The following is a 17,874-nucleotide window of genomic DNA, read 5'->3' on the forward strand; positions in this document are numbered from 1 at the left end:
TTAGACTTTCCTACAAAGCATCGCACTAACCGACAAGACGCGCGCGATTTGCCAAGGTACTTTCGAGCCCATCGACGAGGGCCGTTCGAGCGCGTCGACGCAGCAAGGACATGCAAGGCGTTACGCAGCGATCGAGCGGCACCCTCCCTATCACGCTCACTGTCCCGGAACTTGAAAACGACATGATTGAATTAGGCCGCTTTCAAATCGATCTGGAAATGCGCACCTTGCGGCGGGACGGCGAAGCGCTGCATCTCGGCTCCCGTGCCTTCGACATTCTTGCCGTGATCGTGTCCGCCGCCGGCCGTCTCGTCACGAAAGACGAATTGATGAATGCGGTCTGGCCGAACACCGTGGTGGAAGAGAACAACATCCAGGTGCATCTCTCGGCGTTGCGCAAAATTCTCGGCGCGGACCGGCATCTGATTCTCACCGTGCCTGGCCGCGGCTATCAGCTTGTCCATCGGCAAAAGTCAGCCCCTGCGCAACCCGCCAACCGGGTTTGCGCCGGGCGTCCTTTGCCCTCACCCAAAACCCGCCTCGTGGGCCGCGACGCGGCAGTCGAACAGATCCGCGCGATGCTGCAGGACGCGCACGTGCTAACGCTGGTGGGCGCGGGCGGCATCGGCAAAACCAGTCTCGCGATCGAAGCCGCGCGTCACGCCGAAGAGGATTTTGCCGAGCCGGTCTGCTTCGTCGAGTTGGCCACGCTGAGCACACACGACGGCGTGCTCGGCGCCATCGCGGAAGGCTGCGGACTGCTGACGGAAGGCGCGACGCCCGCCGTCACGCAGGTCGCCGCGGCGCTCGCGCACAGGCACAGACTGCTGGTGCTCGACAATGCCGAGCATGTGATCGGTTTCGTGGCCGAGATCGTGGAAGCATTGATCGCGGAAAGCGATTTGCTGCGTGTGCTCGTGACGAGCCGTGAGCCGCTGCGCATCATGCCCGAAGCCGTATTTCGCGTGGACCCCCTGAACGTGCCGCACTTGCATTGCACCGATGCGGAGATCCTGCAGCAGTCGGCCGTCAATCTGTTTCTGCTGCGTGCCAACTCGTTGCAGCGCAAAGTGGGAGTCGAGAGCCCCGAGTTGCGGCTCGTCGGCGAGATATGCCGCCGGCTGGACGGCATTCCGCTCGCGATCGAACTGGCCGCGGCGCGCGTCGCGGCGCTCGGCGTGGAAGGCGTGCATCGGCGGCTGGACGATCGCATGGCGATTCTTGCGGGCGGCTATCGCACCGCGCTGCCGCGCCATCAGACCTTGCGCGCCACCTTCGACTGGAGCTTCGCGCTGCTCGACGAAGGCGCGCAGTCGCTCTTCAGACGGATCGCGGTGTTCGGCGGCGTGTTCACGTTCGAGGCCATGTGCGCGGTCGTGTGCGATTCCACTTTGACGATCGCGAACGCGATCAGCGGGATCAGCGAACTGCTGGCCAAGTCACTCGCCAACGTCGAGTTCGACGGGCCGGTCGCCAAGTACCGGCTGCCCGAATCGACGCGGGCCTATGCGCTGGAAAAACTGCAGGCCGAGGGCGAGCGCTCGGCGTTCGCTTCGCGCCATGCGCGCTATCTATCCACCTGCTTCCAGACGCGCCCGGCGCCGACCGTGCGCCGCGACGCCGATCGCGCCACGGTTCTCCACCACACGTTCGACGACGCGCGCAGCGCATTCGACTGGGCCTTCTCCGCCGAAGGCGATCTGCGCCTCGGCGTCGATCTCGCCTCCAACCTCACCGGTGCGCTACTCGATGGCGGCATGATCGCGGAGGCTTGCGCGCGCGCCGAACTGGCGGTCGGCGTGCTCGACCAGCTTCCGGCCACCGCGGTGGACGCCGCGTGCGAGATGCGGGTGCGCGCAGCGTTGGCGACGGCCTTGCCTTCCGTTCGCGGGTGCGTTGCGCGGTCGGCCGAACTCTGGCGCGATGTCTTCGCGCTGGCGATCGCGAGCGGCGACGAAGGGTTTCAGGCGCGCGCGCTGTGGGGCCTGTGGAACATGATGCTCTCCAGCAGCAACATCCACGAATCGATGAAGTTCGCGCGGCAATTCCAGCGCCTCGCCGAAGACGAGAGCAATGCCTGGCAAGCCGTTCTTGGGGACCAGGCGGTGGCCATTTCGCAGCATTGTCTCGGGCAGCACGGGGAGGCCAAACGGAGATTACTGAGCGCGCGCGAACGCTTTGCACAACTCGAGGGAGAGTCGCAGCGGGACAGCACGTTCGCCGTCGATCCGCTCGTCTATTGCAACGGGACGCTCGCGCGTATCGCCTGGCTTCAGGGCAAGCCCTGCGAGGCCATGACCCTTGTCGATACGCTCGTGAGCCTGGTGCGCCCCGAAACGATGGAGCCGTCGCTCACGCACATGCTCGGCACCGTGGCCGCGCCGCTCGCGCTGCTGTCGGGCGATCTGAGCCGCGCCGCGGCGTATCTGGAGATCATGCGCTCGCAGGCCGCGCTGCATCGCTTCGATGTGTGGGTGGAGTACTGCGGCTGCCTGAGCGCTTACCGCGACATTCTCGACGGACACGCGGCGCGCGCGCTGCCGACCTTGGCCGCATCGCTCGATGCGTTGATTGCGCGCGGCTTCCGGCGCCTCGTCACGTTGTTTGTCGTCGTCCATGCCGAGGCGCTCGTGAGCGTGGGACTAACTCGCGAAGCCGCCAGCCGTCTGAACGACGCGCTGGAGTTTTGCCAACATAACGGTGAGCTGATGTTTGTTCCGGAAATCTGGCGTGTGCTGGGAATCGCCGCGCACGCTGAAGCCGGCGTGCAAGCCGGTGCCGGCGAAGCCTTCGGCGGTACGCTCGCTCATGCGGCCACCTGTTTCGCAACGGCGCTCGAATTGTCCCGCGCGCAGGGTGCGAGAATGTGGGAACTGCGCGCGTCGCTGGCCATGGCGGCGCTGCTGCGCGACGAAGGCCGGTCTAACGAAGCGATCGAAGTGCTGGAACAGATCGCACGGTATTTCGACACGTCATCCAGCGCCGCCGATGTGCGGTCGCTGTTCACGAAGATCAGAACGCTGCGCTCACGTCATGGCAAAGCAGTGCGACGAGCGGTGTTTGAAATGCCGCAGCGGGAAGCGCATCGGTTTAGCGATTCCATCGAACGCGTTGGCTGAGCGGCTACGTCTTGTCGAATCACGTGGCGGTGACGTGCAGTTGATCACGCCTTAGCGCATAACGCGTCGCGCCTTCACGTCGGCTCTGCTTGAACAGGCGCAGACAGGCCTCGCCGCTCGAAGCCAGCCTGCGCGCACCTCACCGCTCCAATTCAGCAAACAGCCAATCCTGAAAGCTGTGCAGTTTCGGCAAGTCCGCACGCGACTTCAACAGATTCAGCGTGTAGCCCTGCACATTGAGTCCGTCCACGCCGAACGGCGCGACGAGCCGCCCGGTTTCCAGTTCGCGTTGCGCGAGCAGCAGGCTCTCCAGACACACACCCAACCCATCGACCGCGGCGCTCAACGCCATGAACGAGCGGTCGAAACGCGGCCCGCGTCCAATATCGATCCGCGTCTTGCGATGCAAACGCATCCAGTCCCGCCAGCCGACCAGACAGCCCTCGCTATGAATCAACGGATGGTGCTCCAGGTCCGCGACGCTGCGCAGCGGATAGTCGCCGCTCATCAGCGCCGGCGCGCATAGCGGCACGATCGTCTCCGGCGGCAACGCCAGCACCAGCGTGCCGGCCGGTTGCAGCTTGCGCGGACCATAGCGGATGTCGATATCGACCGCTTCCGAAATCAGGTCCGCCGCTTCCGATGATGCATTCAACCGCACGTCGATATCGGTATGCGCCGCGCTGAAGCGCGCGATGCGCGGCATCAGCCATTGGGTCGCGAAACTCGGCGTGCAGTGAATCGTGAGGATGTCGCTTTTAGCCACGCGGCCGATCTCGCGCGTGGCCGCGTCGATGCGCGCAAATGCCGAGCTGATTTCCTCTGCGTATTGCCTTCCTGAGTCCGTCAGCAGCACCGTTCGATGCAGCCGATGGAACAGACGAATGCTCAATTGCTCTTCGAGCAGCTTGATTTGATGGCTGACCGCCGAGGGCGTCACGAACAGTTCTTCTGCTGCGAGCGCAAACGACGAAAGCCGGGCCGCCGCCTCGAAGGCTTGTACCGACTTGAGAGTGACGCGATTGTGCATGGCAGCATCCACGTGAATTCAATTCATCTATCGGCCATCTTAATTCGTTTGAGCGCTTGCTCGCGTCCGATTACGCTTGTCATCACTGGCTGCGGCGTCGATGCGGCCCACGAAAAGATCAATGTGGAGACAAACGTGAACACCAGCGAAACCGCCCCGTATCCCAAACTCGCGGAGCACGCCTACCAGATCCGCCGCAACGCGCTACGCATGGGCGAGGTGCAAGGGCAAGGCTATATCGGCCAGGCGCTCGACATTGCCGACGTGCTGGCGGTCGCTTACTTCCGCGCCATGCGTTATCGCGCCGACGATCCCGAATGGGAAGGCCGCGATCGCTTCCTGCTCTCCAACGGCCACTACGCGATCGCCCTGTACGCGGCGCTGATGGAAGCCGGCATCATCGCCGACGAAGAACTGGAGACCTATGGCAGCGACGACAGCCGCCTGCCGATGTCCGGCATGGCGAGCTACACGCCCGGCATGGAGATGTCCGGCGGCTCGCTGGGACAGGGGCTGACGATCGCGGTCGGCCGCTGCCTGGGTCTCAAGCGCAAGGGTTCGGACGCCACCGTCTACACGCTGTTCTCGGACGGCGAACTCGACGAAGGCGCGGTATGGGAAGGCCTGATGTCCGCCGCGCACTGGAAGCTCGACAACCTGATCGCGATGGTCGATGTGAACAACCAGCAAGCCGACGGGCCGTCTTCGGCGGTCATGGCGTTCGAGCCGCTGGTCGACAAGCTGCTGGCGTTCGGCTGGTTCGTGCAGCGCGTGGACGGCAACGATCTCGCGGCGGTGGTCGCCGCGTTCGATGCGGCGCGCGCGCATCCTGAAGCGCAGCCGCGGATCATTGTTTGCGATACGCGCATGGGCTGCGGCGTGCCGTTTCTCGAAGCACGCGAGAAGAACCACTTTATCCGCGTCGACGCAGACGAGTGGCAACTCGCGCTGCAAGCGCTGGAAGCCGGGAGAACCGTATGAGCGCCGCCGCACCGAAACCGCGTCTGAAGACTTCGGCGATGATCGCCTCGATCGCCGGCGAAGGCCAGATCACCCGCTCCGCGCCGTTCGGCCACGCGCTGGTGGAACTGGCGCGCAACCGGCCCGAAGTGGTCGGCATGACCGCCGACCTCGGCAAATACACCGACCTGCATCTGTTCGCGAAGGAATACCCCGAGCGTTTCTATCAGATGGGCATGGCCGAGCAACTGCTGATGGGCGCCGCCGCCGGCATGGCGCACGAAGGCGCGCAGCCGTTCGTCACCACCTACGCGGTGTTCGCCGCGCGCCGCGCCTACGACTTCATTCATCAGGCGATCGCCGAGGACAACCTCGACGTCAAGCTGGTCTGCGCGTTGCCCGGCCTCACAACCGGTTACGGCCCGAGCCACCAGGCGGCCGAAGACCTCGCCCTGTTCCGCGCGATGCCGAACCTCACGGTGATCGACCCGTGCGACGCGCTCGAGATCGAACAGATGGTGCCGGCCATTGCCGACCATCGCGGCCCGGTGTACGCGCGGCTTCTGCGCGGCAATGTGCCGGTCGTGCTCGACGAATACGACTATCAGTTCGAACTCGGCAAAGCGAAGCTGCTGCGCGACGGCACCGAAGTACTGATCATCTCGTCCGGGATCATGACGATGCGCGCGCTCGAAACGGCCAAGGCGCTCGCCGCCGACCGCATCGACGTGGGCGTGCTGCATGTGCCGACCATCAAGCCGCTTGACGCCGTCACGCTGCTGCGCGAAGCGCGCCGTCCGGGACGCCTCGTGATCGTGGCGGAGAACCATACGGTGATCGGCGGACTCGGCGAGGCCGTGGCCACCGTGCTGCTGACCAATGGCGTCACGCCGCCCTTCCGTCAGATCGGCCTGCCCGATGCCTTTCTCGATGCCGGCGCGCTGCCGACGCTGCACGACCGCTACGGCATTTCGACCGAGGCGATGTGCGACACCATTAAAGGCTGGCTGCGCTAGGCGCTGATTCAGTCAGCACAAGCAAGCGTAGTCACCCATAGCCAACGACGTAGCAAACCATAAACATCACATTCAGGAGATCCGCAACATGTCAGAGTCACGTCTTCTCGAGGGCAAGGTCGCCGTCATTTCCGGCGGTGCGTCGCCGCGCGGCATCGGCATGGCGACCGCACGCAAATTCGCCGCTCATGGCGCGCGCATCGCCATTTTCGATCTCGACGAAAAGGCTGCGGTAGAAGCCGCTGCTTCGATCGGGCCGGAGCATCGCGGCTATGTGTGCAACGTCACCGACCGTGGCGCCTGTTCGGCGGCCGTCGAGCGCGCCGTCGCCGATTTCGGTTCGATCGATATCCTGATCAATAACGCCGGGATAACCCAGGCGGCCAAGCTGCTCGACATCGACCCGGAAAGCTGGGACCGCATTCTCGATGTCAACTTGCGCGGCGTGCTGTATCTGTCGCAAGCCGTCGTGCCGCAAATGAAGAAGCAGAAGAGCGGCTCGATCGGCTGCATGTCGTCGGTGTCCGCGCAGCGCGGCGGCGGCATTCTCGGCGGTCCGCATTATTCGGCGGCCAAAGCCGGCGTGCTCGGCCTCGCGAAAGCGATGGCGCGCGAACTCGGCAACGACGGCATTCGCGTGAACTGCGTGACGCCCGGCCTGATCCAGACCGACATCAACGCCGGCAAGATCAGCGACGACAAGCGCGTCGAGATTCTCTCGGGCATTCCGCTGAATCGCCTCGGCGTGCCTGACGATGTAGCCGGCGCGTTCCTGTTCCTCGCGTCGGACCTGTCCTCGTATATCACCGGCGCGGTGATCGACGTGAACGGCGGCATGCTGATTCACGGCTGATTTTGCTCCAGCAGGACGGGCCGCACGGCGGGAGGCCGGCGGCGGCAGTGGAGACCCTGTAGTGAAGAAGTAGAGAACAAACGGGCGCGGCGCGCGACACGTGCAGCCGCTGCGCTCGAGATTCGAAAAACATAACGACGCGCGATCCAGGTTTGGAGGAAGACACCATGACTAACCGTTCGAACGCCCCGCAGGGCATCAGTCGCCGCACCTTTCTGAAGGCCGGCGCGACCCTGTCCGCAGCCGTGCCGTTATGGAGCGTCTCGCGGCGCGCCATGGCGGCACCCGAGTTTTCGTACAAGCTCGCCACCGGCCAGGACCCGACGCATCCAGTGAACATCCGCGCCCAGGAGGCGATCAATCACATTCGCGAAGCGACCAATGGCCGCCTCGACATCAAGCTGTTTCCGCAGAACCAGCTCGGCTCCGATACCGATCTGCTCTCGCAGGTGCGCAACGGCGGCGTGGAGTTCTTCAACCAGGCCTCGTCGATTCTCGCGACGCTCACGCCGGCCGCGGGCATCGTCAACACCGGCTTCGCGTTCAAGGACTACGACGCGGTGTGGAAAGCCATGGACGGCGACCTCGGCAATTACATCCGTGGGCAGATCGCCAAGTCGGGCATCGTGTCGGTCAGCAAGGTGTGGGACAACGGCTTCCGCCAGATCAGTTCGTCCACGCGCGCGCTGCGTGCGCCGGCCGATCTGAAAGGCTTCAAGATTCGCGTGCCGCAGGCGCCGATGCTGACCTCGCTGTTCAAGGCGCTCGACGCGGGCCCGTCGCCGATCAATTTCAACGAACTGTATTCGGCCTTGCAAACCGGCGTGGTAGAAGGCCAGGAGAATCCGCTGCCGATCATCGCCACGGCCAAGCTGTACGAAGTGCAGAAGTACATCAGCCTCACTTCGCACGTGTGGGACGGTTACTGGATTCTCGGCAACCGCGCCGCGTGGGAACGGCTGCCGGCGGATATCCGCACCATCGTCACGCGCGAATTCGAAAAGGCCGCGATGCTGCAGCGCGCGGACATCGCGAAGCTGAGCAACTCCCTGCGCGACGATCTGAAAACCAAGGGCATTACCTTCATCGACGTGAATCGTGAGTCGTTCCGCGCCGCACTGGCCAAGACGAGCTTCTACCACGACTGGAAGAGCAAATACGGCGACGAAGCCTGGGGTCTGCTGGAGAAGTCCGTCGGAAAACTGGGGTAATGCGATGATCTCGATCTCTTATTCGCACGAGCGGCAGCACCGCTTCGCCTGCGCGCTCGATTCCGCACTCGGGCACCTGGTGGAGATTCCCGCTGCTTTGCTGGTGCTGGCGGAAATCGTCGTGCTGCTGGCCGGCGTGACGAGCCGCTATATCCTGCACTCGCCGCTCGTCTGGTCCGACGAACTCGCCTCGATGCTGTTCCTCTGGCTCGCCATGCTCGGCGCCGTGATCGCCTTGCGGCGTGGCGAGCATATGCGGATGACGGCGCTGGTCGGCATGGCGCCGCCGGGTATACGCGCGTTTCTCGACGTGGTGGCAATCGCCGCGCCGATCGCGTTTCTCGCGATGGTGATCGGCCCGGCCATCAGCTTCGCGCAGGACGAGTCGTTCATCACCACGCCCGCGCTCGAACTGTCAAACTCGTGGCGTGCCGCCGCGTTGCCGATCGGCTCGGCGCTGATGCTGCTGGTTGCCGTGGTGCGCCTCGCGCGCATGGGCAACTGGCGTCTCGTGCTGGGCGCGGTCGCGACGGTCGGCGCGCTGGTCGGCATCTTCATCGCGCTCGGGCCGCTGTTGCGCGACCTTGGCAATCTGAACCTGCTGATCTTCTTCGTCGGGCTCGTGGCGCTCGGCGTGCTGAGCGGCGTGCCCATCGCGTTCTCGTTCGGCCTCGCCACCTTCGGCTACCTCGCACTGACCACGAACACGCCGATGCCGGTGGTGGTCGGCCGGATGGACGAAGGCATGTCGCATCTGATCCTGCTGTCCGTGCCGCTCTTCGTGTTTCTCGGTCAGTTGATCGAGATGACCGGCATGGCCGCGGCGATGATCGCGTTTCTCGCGAGCCTGCTGGGTCACGTGCGCGGCGGTCTCTCGTACGTGCTGGTCGGCGCCATGTATCTCGTCTCCGGCATCTCAGGATCGAAAGCCGCCGACATGGCGGCGGTCGCGCCGGTGCTGTTTCCAGAGATGAAGGCGCGCGGCGCGAAACCCGGCGATCTGGTCGCGCTGCTCGCCGCGACCGGCGCTCAGACCGAGACGATTCCGCCGAGCCTCGTGCTGATCACGCTCGGCTCGGTGACCGGCGTGTCGATCTCCGCGCTCTTCACGGGCGGCATGCTGCCGGGCATCGTGCTGGCGATCACGCTGTGCATCGTCGTGCAATGGCGCTATCGGCGCGAGGACATGTCGAGCGTCAAGCGCGCGACGCGTGGCGAGATTCTGCGCAAGCTGGTGATCGCGATTCCGGCGCTCGCGCTACCGTTTGTGATCCGCGCGGCGGTGGTCGAGGGCATCGCGACGGCGACCGAAGTCTCGACTATCGGCATTGCGTATGCGGTGCTGGCCGGCTTGCTGATCTATCGCCGTTTCGAGTGGAAGCGGCTCAAGCCGATGCTGATCGATACGGCGACGCTGTCCGGCGCGATCCTGCTGATCATCGGCGCGGCCACCGCGATGGCGTGGGCGCTGACGCAATCCGGCTTCTCAGGCCAACTCGCGCAGACCTTGGGCGCATTGCCGGGCGGCGCGGCGATGTTCATGGCGGCGTCGATCTGCATGTTCGTGATTCTCGGCAGCGTACTCGAAGGCATTCCGGCCATCGTACTGTTCGGCCCGCTGATGTTTCCGATTGCGCGGGCCATGCATATCCACGACGTGCATTACGCAATGGTCGTGATCCTCTCGATGGGCGTGGGCCTGTTCGCGCCGCCGTTCGGCGTGGGCTACTACTCCGCTTGCGCGGTGAGCCGCATCCACCCGGACGAAGGCATGAAGCCGATTCTCGGCTACATCGCCGCGTTGATGGCGGGGCTGATCATCGTGGCAGCGGTACCGTGGATTTCGACGGGCTTTCTGCATTGAGCCTTTGATCTCTTCAAGCGCGAGGCCAACGCCGCAATGCCTCGCGCAATGTTCTTCCGCCCGCTTCTTCGGGCCATTCCATTCGATTTGTTCGATTTGTCTGATTGACGCCCGCTCCGCATGACGGAGCGGCGTAGAGGAGCCTTTTGCCATGTCCACCACCGAAGCCCCGTCTGCCGTACCGAACGCTTCGTCTGCTTCGATCACGCCGTTGCCGCGGGCTGCTCAAATCGCGCGCTTGCCCTTGGCAGACGCGATCCGCTTCCTTTCCATCGATACGATTCTGCGCGCCGGCGAAGGCCATCAGGGCGTGCCGCTCGGCATGGCGGAAATCGCCACCGCGCTGTACACGCGTCACCTGAAATTCAATCCTGCCGATCCGACCTGGCCCGACCGCGACCGCTTCGTGCTGTCCAACGGCCACGGTTCGCTGCTGCTGTATTCGCTGCTGTATCTCACCGGCTATGACGCCATCGGGCTCGAACAGATCAAGACCTTTCGCGAGCTAGGCTCGCATTGCGCGGGTCATCCCGAGTACGAACCGGCGCACGGTATCGAAGCCACCACCGGCCCGCTCGGCCAGGGCATCGCCAACGCGTTTGGCATGGCCATCGCCGAAGCGTATCTCGCGGCGAAATTCGGCAGCGACCTCGTCGACCACTACACGTATGCGTTCGTCGGCGACGGCTGTCTGCAGGAAGGCGTCGGTCAGGAGATGATTTCGTTGGCCGGGCATCTGCAACTGGGCAAGCTGATCCTCTGCTGGGACGACAACCAGATCACCGACGACGGCAGCACGTCCCTCTCGATCAGCGAAGACGTTTGCGCGCGCTTTCGCGTCGGCGGGTGGCATGTCGTCGAAGTCGACGGGCACGATCTCGAAGCGGTATCCGCGGCACTGACGATCGCCCGCGCGGACCCGCGGCCTTCGATGATCGCGTGCAAGACCGTGATCGGCCGCGGCATTGCGCGCTTGCAAGGACAGCGCGGCGGCCATAGCGGCAAGCTGTTCCAGACGGACGCCGACGCGGCCCGTGACGCACTCGGCTGGCCGCACGCGCCGTTCGAGATACCCGCGCAGATTCTCGGCGCATGGCGCGCGGCCGGACGACGTAGCGACCCGCTGTACTACGCATGGCACGAACGTCTCGCCGCGTTGCCCGCCGCGCAGCGCGACGAGTTCGAACGAGTCCAGTCCGGCCATCTGCCACAAGGCTGGCGCGATGTGCTCGACGACTACCGCAAGCGCGCCGTGGAGCGCAACGAGCCGCAGCCCGGCATCACCGTATCGGGCGAGATCAGCGATCTGCTTGCGCCGCTGTTGCCGGAACGCATGGTGGGCTGCGCCGATCTCGAAGCGCCCACGGGCCACAAGCGTCAGTTGCATGCCTTTACTGCCGAGGACCGCAGCGGCGCCTACGTCCACTGCGGCGTGCGCGAACATGTAATGGGCGCGATGGCCAACGGCATGGCCGCGCATGGCGGCGTGATCGCGACGAGTGTCACTTATCTCGCGTTCTCCGACTATCAGCGGCCGGCCATGCGCATGGCGGCGCTGATGGGCCTGCCAGTGCACTTCGTGTTCAGTCACGATTCGATCGGCGTCGGCAAAAATGGGCCGACGCATCAACCCGTCGAGATTCTCGCCTCGCTGCGCGCGATGCCGAACATGCGCGTGCTGCGTCCCGCCGATGCCGTCGAAGCCGCCGAGTGCTGGGCGCTCGCGCTCGAACATCGGCGCGGTCCGAGCACGCTGGTGTTCGCGCGCCAGGCGCTGCCGTTGGTGCGCCGTGAATATAGCGCTGAGCCATTGTCGCAACGCGGCGCTTACGTACTCGAAGAGGCCGAAGGCGGCGCGCGCGTTGTGACGCTATTGGCAACCGGTTCCGAAGTCGTGTTGGCCGTGCAGGCGCGCCGCCAGTTGCAGGACGAAGGCATCGCGACGGCCGTGGTGTCCATGCCGTGTTGGGAGATTTTCGACGAACAGGACGATGCCTATCGCGCCGCTGTGCTCGGTTCGGACACCGTACGCGTCGGCGTGGAAGCGGCGTTGCGGTTCGGCTGGGACCGCTATCTCGGCGAGCGCGGCGGCTTTGTCGGCATGACCGGTTTCGGCGCGTCGGCTTCGGCGGAGACGCTGTACGAGCACTTCGGCATCACCGCGCAGCATATCGTCGCTGAAGCCAAGCGGCATCTGTAAATAATCGGATACCTAACCATGCATAAGATCGTTTTTCTGGACCGCACGACCCTCGCACCGCAGATCGTGTTGCGCGAGCCGCGCTTCGAGCATCAGTTGATCGAGCACGACCGCACCACGCCGGATCAATTGATCGAGCGGCTGAGCGGTGCGTCGATTGCGATTACCAACAAGGTGGCGCTGACGGCAGAAGTGCTGGAGCAGTTGCCGGAACTGAAACTCGTCGCGGTGGCCGCGACCGGCACGGATTGCGTCGACAAGGCGGCGGCTCAGCGGCTTGGCATTGCAGTGAACAATATTCGCGGCTATGCGATCAACACCGTGCCCGAGCATACGTTCGCGCTGATCCTCGCGCTGCGGCGCAATCTGGTCGCCTATCGCGACGACGTGCTCGCCGGCGAGTGGCAAAAGTCCGGACAGTTCTGTTTCTTCACGCACGCGATTCACGATCTGGCCGGCGCGCGGCTCGGCATCATCGGCGAAGGGGTGCTGGGACAGCGCGTGGCGGAACTCGGCAAGGCCTTCGGCATGCAGCCGATGTTCGCCGCGCACAAGGGACGCGAAGGTCTCGGCCCGCTGTACACGCCGTGGGACGAGGTGCTCGCGACCAGCGACATCATCACCGTGCACAGTCCGCTTACGCCGCACACGCGCAATATGCTCGCCATGCCCGAGTTCCGCGCGATGCAGCGCCGGCCGTTGATCATCAACACGGCGCGCGGCGGCCTCGTGGATGAAGCCGCGCTCGTGCAGGCGCTCGACGAAGGGCTGATCAGCGGCGCGGGTTTCGACGTGACCGCGAGCGAGCCGCCCGCCGACGATAACCCGCTGTTGCGCGCGGCCGGCCGGCCGAACGTGATTCTGACGCCGCATGTGGCGTGGGCGTCAGATGAAGCGCAGCAGAGTCTGGCGAATCAGTTGATGGATAACATCGAGAATTTCGTCAACGGTACGCCGACGAATCTGGTGAGTGGGGCGTATTGAGCCCAGTAGCCGCGCCGCCGATTTCATCGTCCGGCGCGGCTACCTATCGCTACCGCAGCATCAACCCTGACGGAAAATCGGCGCGCCCCACGGTGCCCCAATCGTGCCGCCATCCACGACGATTTCCGCGCCCGTCATTCCCGACGCGTCACCCGAAGCGAGGAACAGCACCGCCGCCGCGACTTCTTCCGGCGCGGCGAGGCGCTCCATGGGAATGCGCGGTGCAAAAGCCTGTTCCGTTCCGTCGAGCGTCGCGCCTTCGCGCGCGCCACGCGTCCAGATCGGCGTGCGCGTGCCACCGGGGATTACGGTATTCACGCGGATACCACGCTGCACCAACTCCGACGCGAACACCTTCGCCATACCCGTTATGCCGGCCTTGGTGGCCGAATACGCCGACGAGCCAGGCGAGCCGAGTTCGCGCATCACCGAGCCGTTCAATACGACCGCGCCGCCCGCGCTCATCAACGGCAATGCGGCTTGCACCGTCAGAAAGACGGCAGTCAGATTGGTGCGAAGAATGGCCTCGAACGCCGCGGCCGTCGTGCCGCCGAGCGGCGTCGGACCCGAGATGCCGGCGTTGGCGAACACGATGTCCAGCGACCCGAATTTGCTCTTGATCTGTTCGAACAACGCGTCGATTTCTGCTTCGTTATCCAGATTGGCCCGCACGCCCAGCGCGTTTTCGCCGAGTTCGGACACGGCCTGATCCAGCTTCGCACTGTCGCGGCCGGTGATCACCACTTGCGCGCCTTCGGCAATCAGCAGCTTCGCCGTGACGAAACCAATGCCGCTATTCCCACCGGTAATCAACGCTGTTTTTCCTGAGAAACGCATCATCTCTCTCCTTGATTGCGCCGCGAACGCGCCGGAAGTCACGGCCGTGCGACGCCTGTAACGGTTAAGCGGCCAAAAAACGCCGCCGCATACGGGCATCCGCGAAAGACGCCCTCATCGAACAATCTGCATGTTGATCATCATGTACATTTTCAGTATTATGCTCATCATGCAGATTGTCAAGAGGGGTGACGGAAATGGGCTACTCGCAGGCGCAAAAAGCAGAAAGCCGGCAGCGCGTGCTGGAAACAGCGGCACGGCAGATTCGGGAAGATGGGATCGAGGCGCTCGGCGTGGCGGACTGCATGCGGCGCGCCGGTCTTACGCATGGCGCGTTCTACGGCCACTTCGAGTCGCGTGATGCGTTGATCATCGAGGCGCTCGAATATGCCGTCGCTCAAAGTGAAAAACGTATCGCCGCGACAGTCGCGGCGGCGAATGCGAACGGGTCGGCGAAGAAAGAACCGTTGCGCACGATCGCCGAAATGTTTCTCAGCGAGAAACACATCAAGAATCCGGGCAACGGCTGCGCGTTGTGCTCGCTTGCCGGCGAAGCGCGGCACGCGGCGCCGGAGGTTCGCGAGAGTCTGACGCAATACGTGCACAAGCTGGCATCGCGCATCGCACAGACGTTGGCCGGTGATAGCGAAAACCTGGCGCTCGGCATTGTCGCGACCATCGTCGGCGCGGTAACGCTGGCGCGTGCGGTCGACGATCCCGAACTCGCCAGATCGATTCTCGCCGGCTCGCTGGATCTGATCGTGGCGCAAGGCGCTGACGCGTAGCTTGATGGAGCAGCGCCGGTCTCGACCGGCGGCAAACGTTGTCCGTCTCGTTGCCCGGGCAAGGCCGCACCCGCGCCGCCCTATCCGATCGCCAACCCCGCCTCGCCCAGCGAGCGCTTCAGCCCCAACGTCGGATAAGCCCGATCGACCGCGCGCACATCCGCGCGCGTTTCCTCGATGATCCAGTCGCGCACGTCGGCCGCGGCCGGCCGCAGCGCGCGGCTCTCCGGCCACACCAGACAGCAGCGCCGGTTCGTGACGATCAGTTCCTGTTCCGCCGGCTGAAGCGCGCCCTCCAGCAGCCAGTGCGACACCACGTTGAGCCAGCCGAGCGCGACGCCCTGGCCGAGCAACGCGGCCTGCACGACGATCGCGTAGTCGTTGAAGCTCAGCATGCTCGCGGCGTGCCGCCCGTGTGCCGCGAACGCTTCAAAGCGCTCATGCCAGCCGCGCTCGCCGTCGTCCATGACGATCACCGTGTCGCCGTGCGCGCGCCCCGCCTCGGTGGCCGCGATCTCGTCATAGCGCCGGTTGCATACCGGCAACAGCGTCTCCGGCATGACCAGCACGCTGTTCTCGCCGATTTCGTCCTCGCGCCGGAAGCGCATGCCGAGATCGACGTCGACGAGCGGCCCGCCGATGCGCCCCGAGATCAACTGAAACCGTAAGTCGACGTTTGGAAACGCCTGATTCAGCCGGTTCATGCGCGGCATCAGCCAGTGCGTGGTAAACGCCGTGGACACCGACAGCGTGACCGACTCCATCCCCGTGGCACGCGCTTCGATCTCTCGAATCGCGCCTTCAATGCCATTGAAGCCCTCGGAAATCTTCCGGTACAGAATCTTGCCGTTCTCGGTCAACTCGATGCCGCCACGCACGCGCTCGAACAGACGCACGCCAAGATGGTCTTCCATGCGCGCCAGCATGCGGCTCACCGCGGGCTGGCTCACATATAACTCCTGCGCCGCGCGCGTGAAGTTGCCGCAACGCGCGGCAGCTTCGAACACGAACAGCGCATTGGCGCTCGGCAGTTTTTTGCGAAGATTAGGCATGACTTGATGTTATGCCTTATCCAACAATTTGGGAATTGCCGCCAAAAATGGCGAAGCCTATATTTTCCCTAACGCAGGCCTCTACAGCGAGACAGGACGCAATGGACGCACGAGCGAAAACAGGTGTTTCGATCCGATCGGCAGCGAAACGTTATGGCCAGGTGGTGGCCCTCGACGACGTTTCACTCGACATCGCCCCCGGCGAATTCGTCTCGCTGCTCGGCCCTTCGGGCTCGGGCAAGACCACCCTGCTCGGCATTCTCGGCGGCTTCGTGCAGCCGAGTTCGGGCGCGGTCTGGGTCGGCGAACGCGACATTACATTTGCGCTGCCGCACAAACGCGATATCGGCATCGTGTTTCAGAACTACGCGCTTTTTCCGCATATGAGCGTCGGCGAGAACGTCGCGTTTCCGTTGCGCGCGCGCCGTCAACCGAAAGGGACGTGGGCGAAGAAAGTCGCCGACGCGCTCGCGATGGTCGAACTCTCCGGTTACGAGAGCCGCGGCATCGGCCAGCTTTCCGGCGGCCAGCGGCAGCGCGTGGCGCTTGCCCGCGCAATGGTGTTCGAGCCGCAACTGATCCTGATGGACGAACCGCTGTCCGCGCTCGACAAGCAACTGCGCGAGACCATGCAGATCGAACTGCGGCGGCTGCATCGCAAGCTCGGCGCGACGATCGTCTACGTGACGCACGACCAGCGCGAGGCGCTCACCATGAGCGACCGCGTGGCGGTGCTGAAGAACGGCCGGCTGGTGCAGATCGACACGCCCGAGCGGCTCTACGACCGCCCGTGTGACGCGTTCGTGGCGAGCTTCATCGGCGAGGCGACGTTGCTTAACGTGACGCGCGCCGGCGACGACGCCGTGCGTCTCGGCGATACCGTGCTGCGCACCGCGCATCCGCTGCCGCACGGCAACCAACTGCTGCTCGCGGTGCAGACCGAAAAACTCGTGATCGACGGCGGCGGCGTGCAGAACGACGGCATCAACCGTCTGTCGTGCCGCGTCACCGAGGTGCTGTATCAGGGCGAAAGTCTGCGCGTGTTCGCCGCGCTCGCCGACGGCACCGCCATCAGCCTGCGGCAACCCGGCGGCCACGACGCGCGCCGCCGCATTCCCGAGCCGGGCGCACAGATGAGCGTGACGCTCGACCCGCAGGACACGATCGTCGTGCCCGCCTGATTTTCTCCGCCCACGCGTGGGGCACTCCCTCTCCGATTCACCGCACATTGCAAAAGGATGATTTCATGAAGCTCACCGATTTCAAGGTCCTGACGTTCGACGTCGTCGGCACACTCATCGACTTCGAGCGCGGCGTGCTCGCCTCCGTGCGGCGCATTGGCGGCCCGAAAGCGAAGGACCTGACCGACGACCAGATCTTCGAGCCGTACATGCGCGGCCGCGCCACCTATCCGGGCCGTTCGAGCCACGAAATGGCGAACGTCTATCTTTCGCTCGCGAAAGAACTCGGTCTGCACGACGACGCGCAATCGGCCGCCGCTTTTCAGCGCGACGTGCTCGAATGGCCGGCGTTCGCGGATTCGGTCGCGGCGCTCAAGCGTCTGCGCAAGCACTTCCGCCTGGTCGCGATGACCAACGCGGACCGCGTGGCGCTCTCGGCCTACGCGCACACGCTCGGCGATCCGTTCGACGACAGCGTCTGCTGCGACGAAACCGGCGTCGCCAAGCCCGACCCGCAATTCTTCGCATACAACCGCGGCCGTCAGGCGGCGTTCGGCTACAAGTTCGGCGAAATCCTGCACACCGCGCAGAGCCAGTATCACGACATCGGCATCGCGACGAAACTCGGCTATGCGACCTGCTGGATCGAACGCCGTCAGAACGTGAAGGGCTTCGGCGCCACGCCCGTGCCGGAAGCCGTGACCACGCCGACCTTCAGGTTCGCGACGCTCGGCGCGCTCGCGGATGCCGTCGAAGCCGAAGCACGCCTCGCCGCCTGAGCC

General features: G+C 64.6%; 14 protein-coding genes. 11 read left to right on the forward strand and 3 right to left on the reverse strand.

Going from position 1 to position 17,874, the window contains the following annotated elements; genetic code table 11:
* The first annotated feature begins 182 nt into the window (after positions 1-182).
* A complete protein-coding gene (locus HF916_RS25150; RefSeq protein WP_168791475.1) occupies positions 183-3,119 on the forward strand; it encodes an ATP-binding protein in 2,937 nt (978 codons plus the stop codon).
* 139 nt (positions 3,120-3,258) lie between these two features.
* Here HF916_RS25150 and gcvA read toward each other — a convergent pair whose 3' ends face one another.
* A complete protein-coding gene (gene gcvA / locus HF916_RS25155) occupies positions 3,259-4,149 on the reverse strand; it encodes a transcriptional regulator GcvA (RefSeq protein WP_206001853.1) in 891 nt (296 codons plus the stop codon).
* A 135-nt stretch (positions 4,150-4,284) separates the two neighbouring features.
* Between gcvA and HF916_RS25160 the strand changes: the two genes are divergently transcribed.
* The 7 genes from HF916_RS25160 to HF916_RS25190 all read left to right on the forward strand — a co-directional run bounded on the left by HF916_RS25160 (position 4,285) and on the right by HF916_RS25190 (position 13,237).
* Positions 4,285-5,130: a transketolase gene (locus HF916_RS25160; RefSeq protein WP_168791477.1), complete on the forward strand. Its 846-nt coding sequence runs from the start codon at positions 4,285-4,287 to the stop codon at positions 5,128-5,130.
* Positions 5,127-6,125 (forward strand): transketolase family protein, encoded by a 999-nt coding sequence (locus tag HF916_RS25165; RefSeq protein ID WP_168791478.1) that lies wholly within the window; start codon positions 5,127-5,129, stop codon positions 6,123-6,125. The genes HF916_RS25160 and HF916_RS25165 overlap by 4 nt, the downstream gene beginning before the upstream one ends.
* A gap of 88 nt (positions 6,126-6,213) precedes the next feature.
* Positions 6,214-6,978 carry an SDR family NAD(P)-dependent oxidoreductase gene (locus HF916_RS25170; protein ID WP_168791479.1) on the forward strand — a complete coding sequence of 255 codons (765 nt, stop codon included), beginning with the start codon at positions 6,214-6,216 and terminating at the stop codon, positions 6,976-6,978.
* 167 nt (positions 6,979-7,145) lie between these two features.
* Positions 7,146-8,189: a TRAP transporter substrate-binding protein gene (locus HF916_RS25175; protein WP_168791480.1), complete on the forward strand. Its 1,044-nt coding sequence runs from the start codon at positions 7,146-7,148 to the stop codon at positions 8,187-8,189.
* Positions 8,190-8,193: 4 nt separating this feature from the next.
* A complete protein-coding gene (locus HF916_RS25180; RefSeq protein ID WP_168791481.1) occupies positions 8,194-10,053 on the forward strand; it encodes a TRAP transporter large permease subunit in 1,860 nt (619 codons plus the stop codon).
* Between the two features lie 151 nt (positions 10,054-10,204).
* The gene (gene tkt, locus HF916_RS25185; protein WP_240975490.1) at positions 10,205-12,253 is read left to right on the forward strand and encodes a transketolase; all 2,049 of its coding nucleotides are present in this window, start codon (positions 10,205-10,207) and stop codon (positions 12,251-12,253) included.
* 18 nt (positions 12,254-12,271) lie between these two features.
* Positions 12,272-13,237: a D-2-hydroxyacid dehydrogenase gene (locus tag HF916_RS25190; protein WP_168791482.1), complete on the forward strand. Its 966-nt coding sequence runs from the start codon at positions 12,272-12,274 to the stop codon at positions 13,235-13,237.
* A 60-nt stretch (positions 13,238-13,297) separates the two neighbouring features.
* Here the strand turns inward: HF916_RS25190 and HF916_RS25195 are convergent, their stop codons facing one another.
* On the reverse strand, positions 13,298-14,074 hold the full coding sequence (locus HF916_RS25195; RefSeq protein WP_168791483.1) for an SDR family NAD(P)-dependent oxidoreductase: 777 nt from the start codon (positions 14,072-14,074) through the stop codon (positions 13,298-13,300).
* 197 nt (positions 14,075-14,271) lie between these two features.
* Between HF916_RS25195 and HF916_RS25200 the strand changes: the two genes are divergently transcribed.
* Positions 14,272-14,859: a TetR/AcrR family transcriptional regulator gene (locus HF916_RS25200; protein ID WP_168791484.1), complete on the forward strand. Its 588-nt coding sequence runs from the start codon at positions 14,272-14,274 to the stop codon at positions 14,857-14,859.
* A gap of 80 nt (positions 14,860-14,939) precedes the next feature.
* On the opposite strand, the gene HF916_RS25205 is transcribed toward HF916_RS25200, so the two are convergent.
* Complete coding sequence (locus tag HF916_RS25205; RefSeq protein WP_168791485.1) at positions 14,940-15,911, reverse strand: LysR substrate-binding domain-containing protein; 972 nt, start codon at positions 15,909-15,911, stop codon at positions 14,940-14,942.
* 101 nt (positions 15,912-16,012) lie between these two features.
* Here HF916_RS25205 and HF916_RS25210 point away from each other — a divergent pair, with 101 nt between their 5' ends.
* Together HF916_RS25210 and HF916_RS25215 are read left to right on the forward strand one after the other, a co-directional pair.
* Positions 16,013-17,092: an ABC transporter ATP-binding protein gene (locus tag HF916_RS25210; RefSeq protein ID WP_168791486.1), complete on the forward strand. Its 1,080-nt coding sequence runs from the start codon at positions 16,013-16,015 to the stop codon at positions 17,090-17,092.
* A gap of 65 nt (positions 17,093-17,157) precedes the next feature.
* Complete coding sequence (locus HF916_RS25215; protein WP_168791487.1) at positions 17,158-17,871, forward strand: HAD-IA family hydrolase; 714 nt, start codon at positions 17,158-17,160, stop codon at positions 17,869-17,871.
* Positions 17,872-17,874 lie beyond the last annotated feature (3 nt).

This window comes from Paraburkholderia aromaticivorans, from assembly GCF_012689525.1.
GTDB classification, from domain to species: domain Bacteria; phylum Pseudomonadota; class Gammaproteobacteria; order Burkholderiales; family Burkholderiaceae; genus Paraburkholderia; species Paraburkholderia aromaticivorans_A.

What these genes read in the sequence shown, in the direction of transcription:
- HF916_RS25170 (WP_168791479.1), top strand. Translation starts at nt 6,214, where the DNA reads ATGTCAGAGTCACGTCTTCTCGAGGGCAAGGTCGCCGTCATTTCCGGC.
- tkt (WP_240975490.1), top strand. Translation starts at nt 10,205, where the DNA reads ATGTCCACCACCGAAGCCCCGTCTGCCGTACCGAACGCTTCGTCTGCT.
- gcvA (WP_206001853.1), bottom strand. Translation starts at nt 4,149, where the DNA reads ATGCACAATCGCGTCACTCTCAAGTCGGTACAAGCCTTCGAGGCGGCG.
- HF916_RS25210 (WP_168791486.1), top strand. Translation starts at nt 16,013, where the DNA reads ATGGACGCACGAGCGAAAACAGGTGTTTCGATCCGATCGGCAGCGAAA.
- HF916_RS25180 (WP_168791481.1), top strand. Translation starts at nt 8,194, where the DNA reads ATGATCTCGATCTCTTATTCGCACGAGCGGCAGCACCGCTTCGCCTGC.
- HF916_RS25195 (WP_168791483.1), bottom strand. Translation starts at nt 14,074, where the DNA reads ATGCGTTTCTCAGGAAAAACAGCGTTGATTACCGGTGGGAATAGCGGC.
- HF916_RS25215 (WP_168791487.1), top strand. Translation starts at nt 17,158, where the DNA reads ATGAAGCTCACCGATTTCAAGGTCCTGACGTTCGACGTCGTCGGCACA.
- HF916_RS25150 (WP_168791475.1), top strand. Translation starts at nt 183, where the DNA reads ATGATTGAATTAGGCCGCTTTCAAATCGATCTGGAAATGCGCACCTTG.
- HF916_RS25175 (WP_168791480.1), top strand. Translation starts at nt 7,146, where the DNA reads ATGACTAACCGTTCGAACGCCCCGCAGGGCATCAGTCGCCGCACCTTT.
- HF916_RS25205 (WP_168791485.1), bottom strand. Translation starts at nt 15,911, where the DNA reads ATGCCTAATCTTCGCAAAAAACTGCCGAGCGCCAATGCGCTGTTCGTG.
- HF916_RS25200 (WP_168791484.1), top strand. Translation starts at nt 14,272, where the DNA reads ATGGGCTACTCGCAGGCGCAAAAAGCAGAAAGCCGGCAGCGCGTGCTG.
- HF916_RS25165 (WP_168791478.1), top strand. Translation starts at nt 5,127, where the DNA reads ATGAGCGCCGCCGCACCGAAACCGCGTCTGAAGACTTCGGCGATGATC.
- HF916_RS25190 (WP_168791482.1), top strand. Translation starts at nt 12,272, where the DNA reads ATGCATAAGATCGTTTTTCTGGACCGCACGACCCTCGCACCGCAGATC.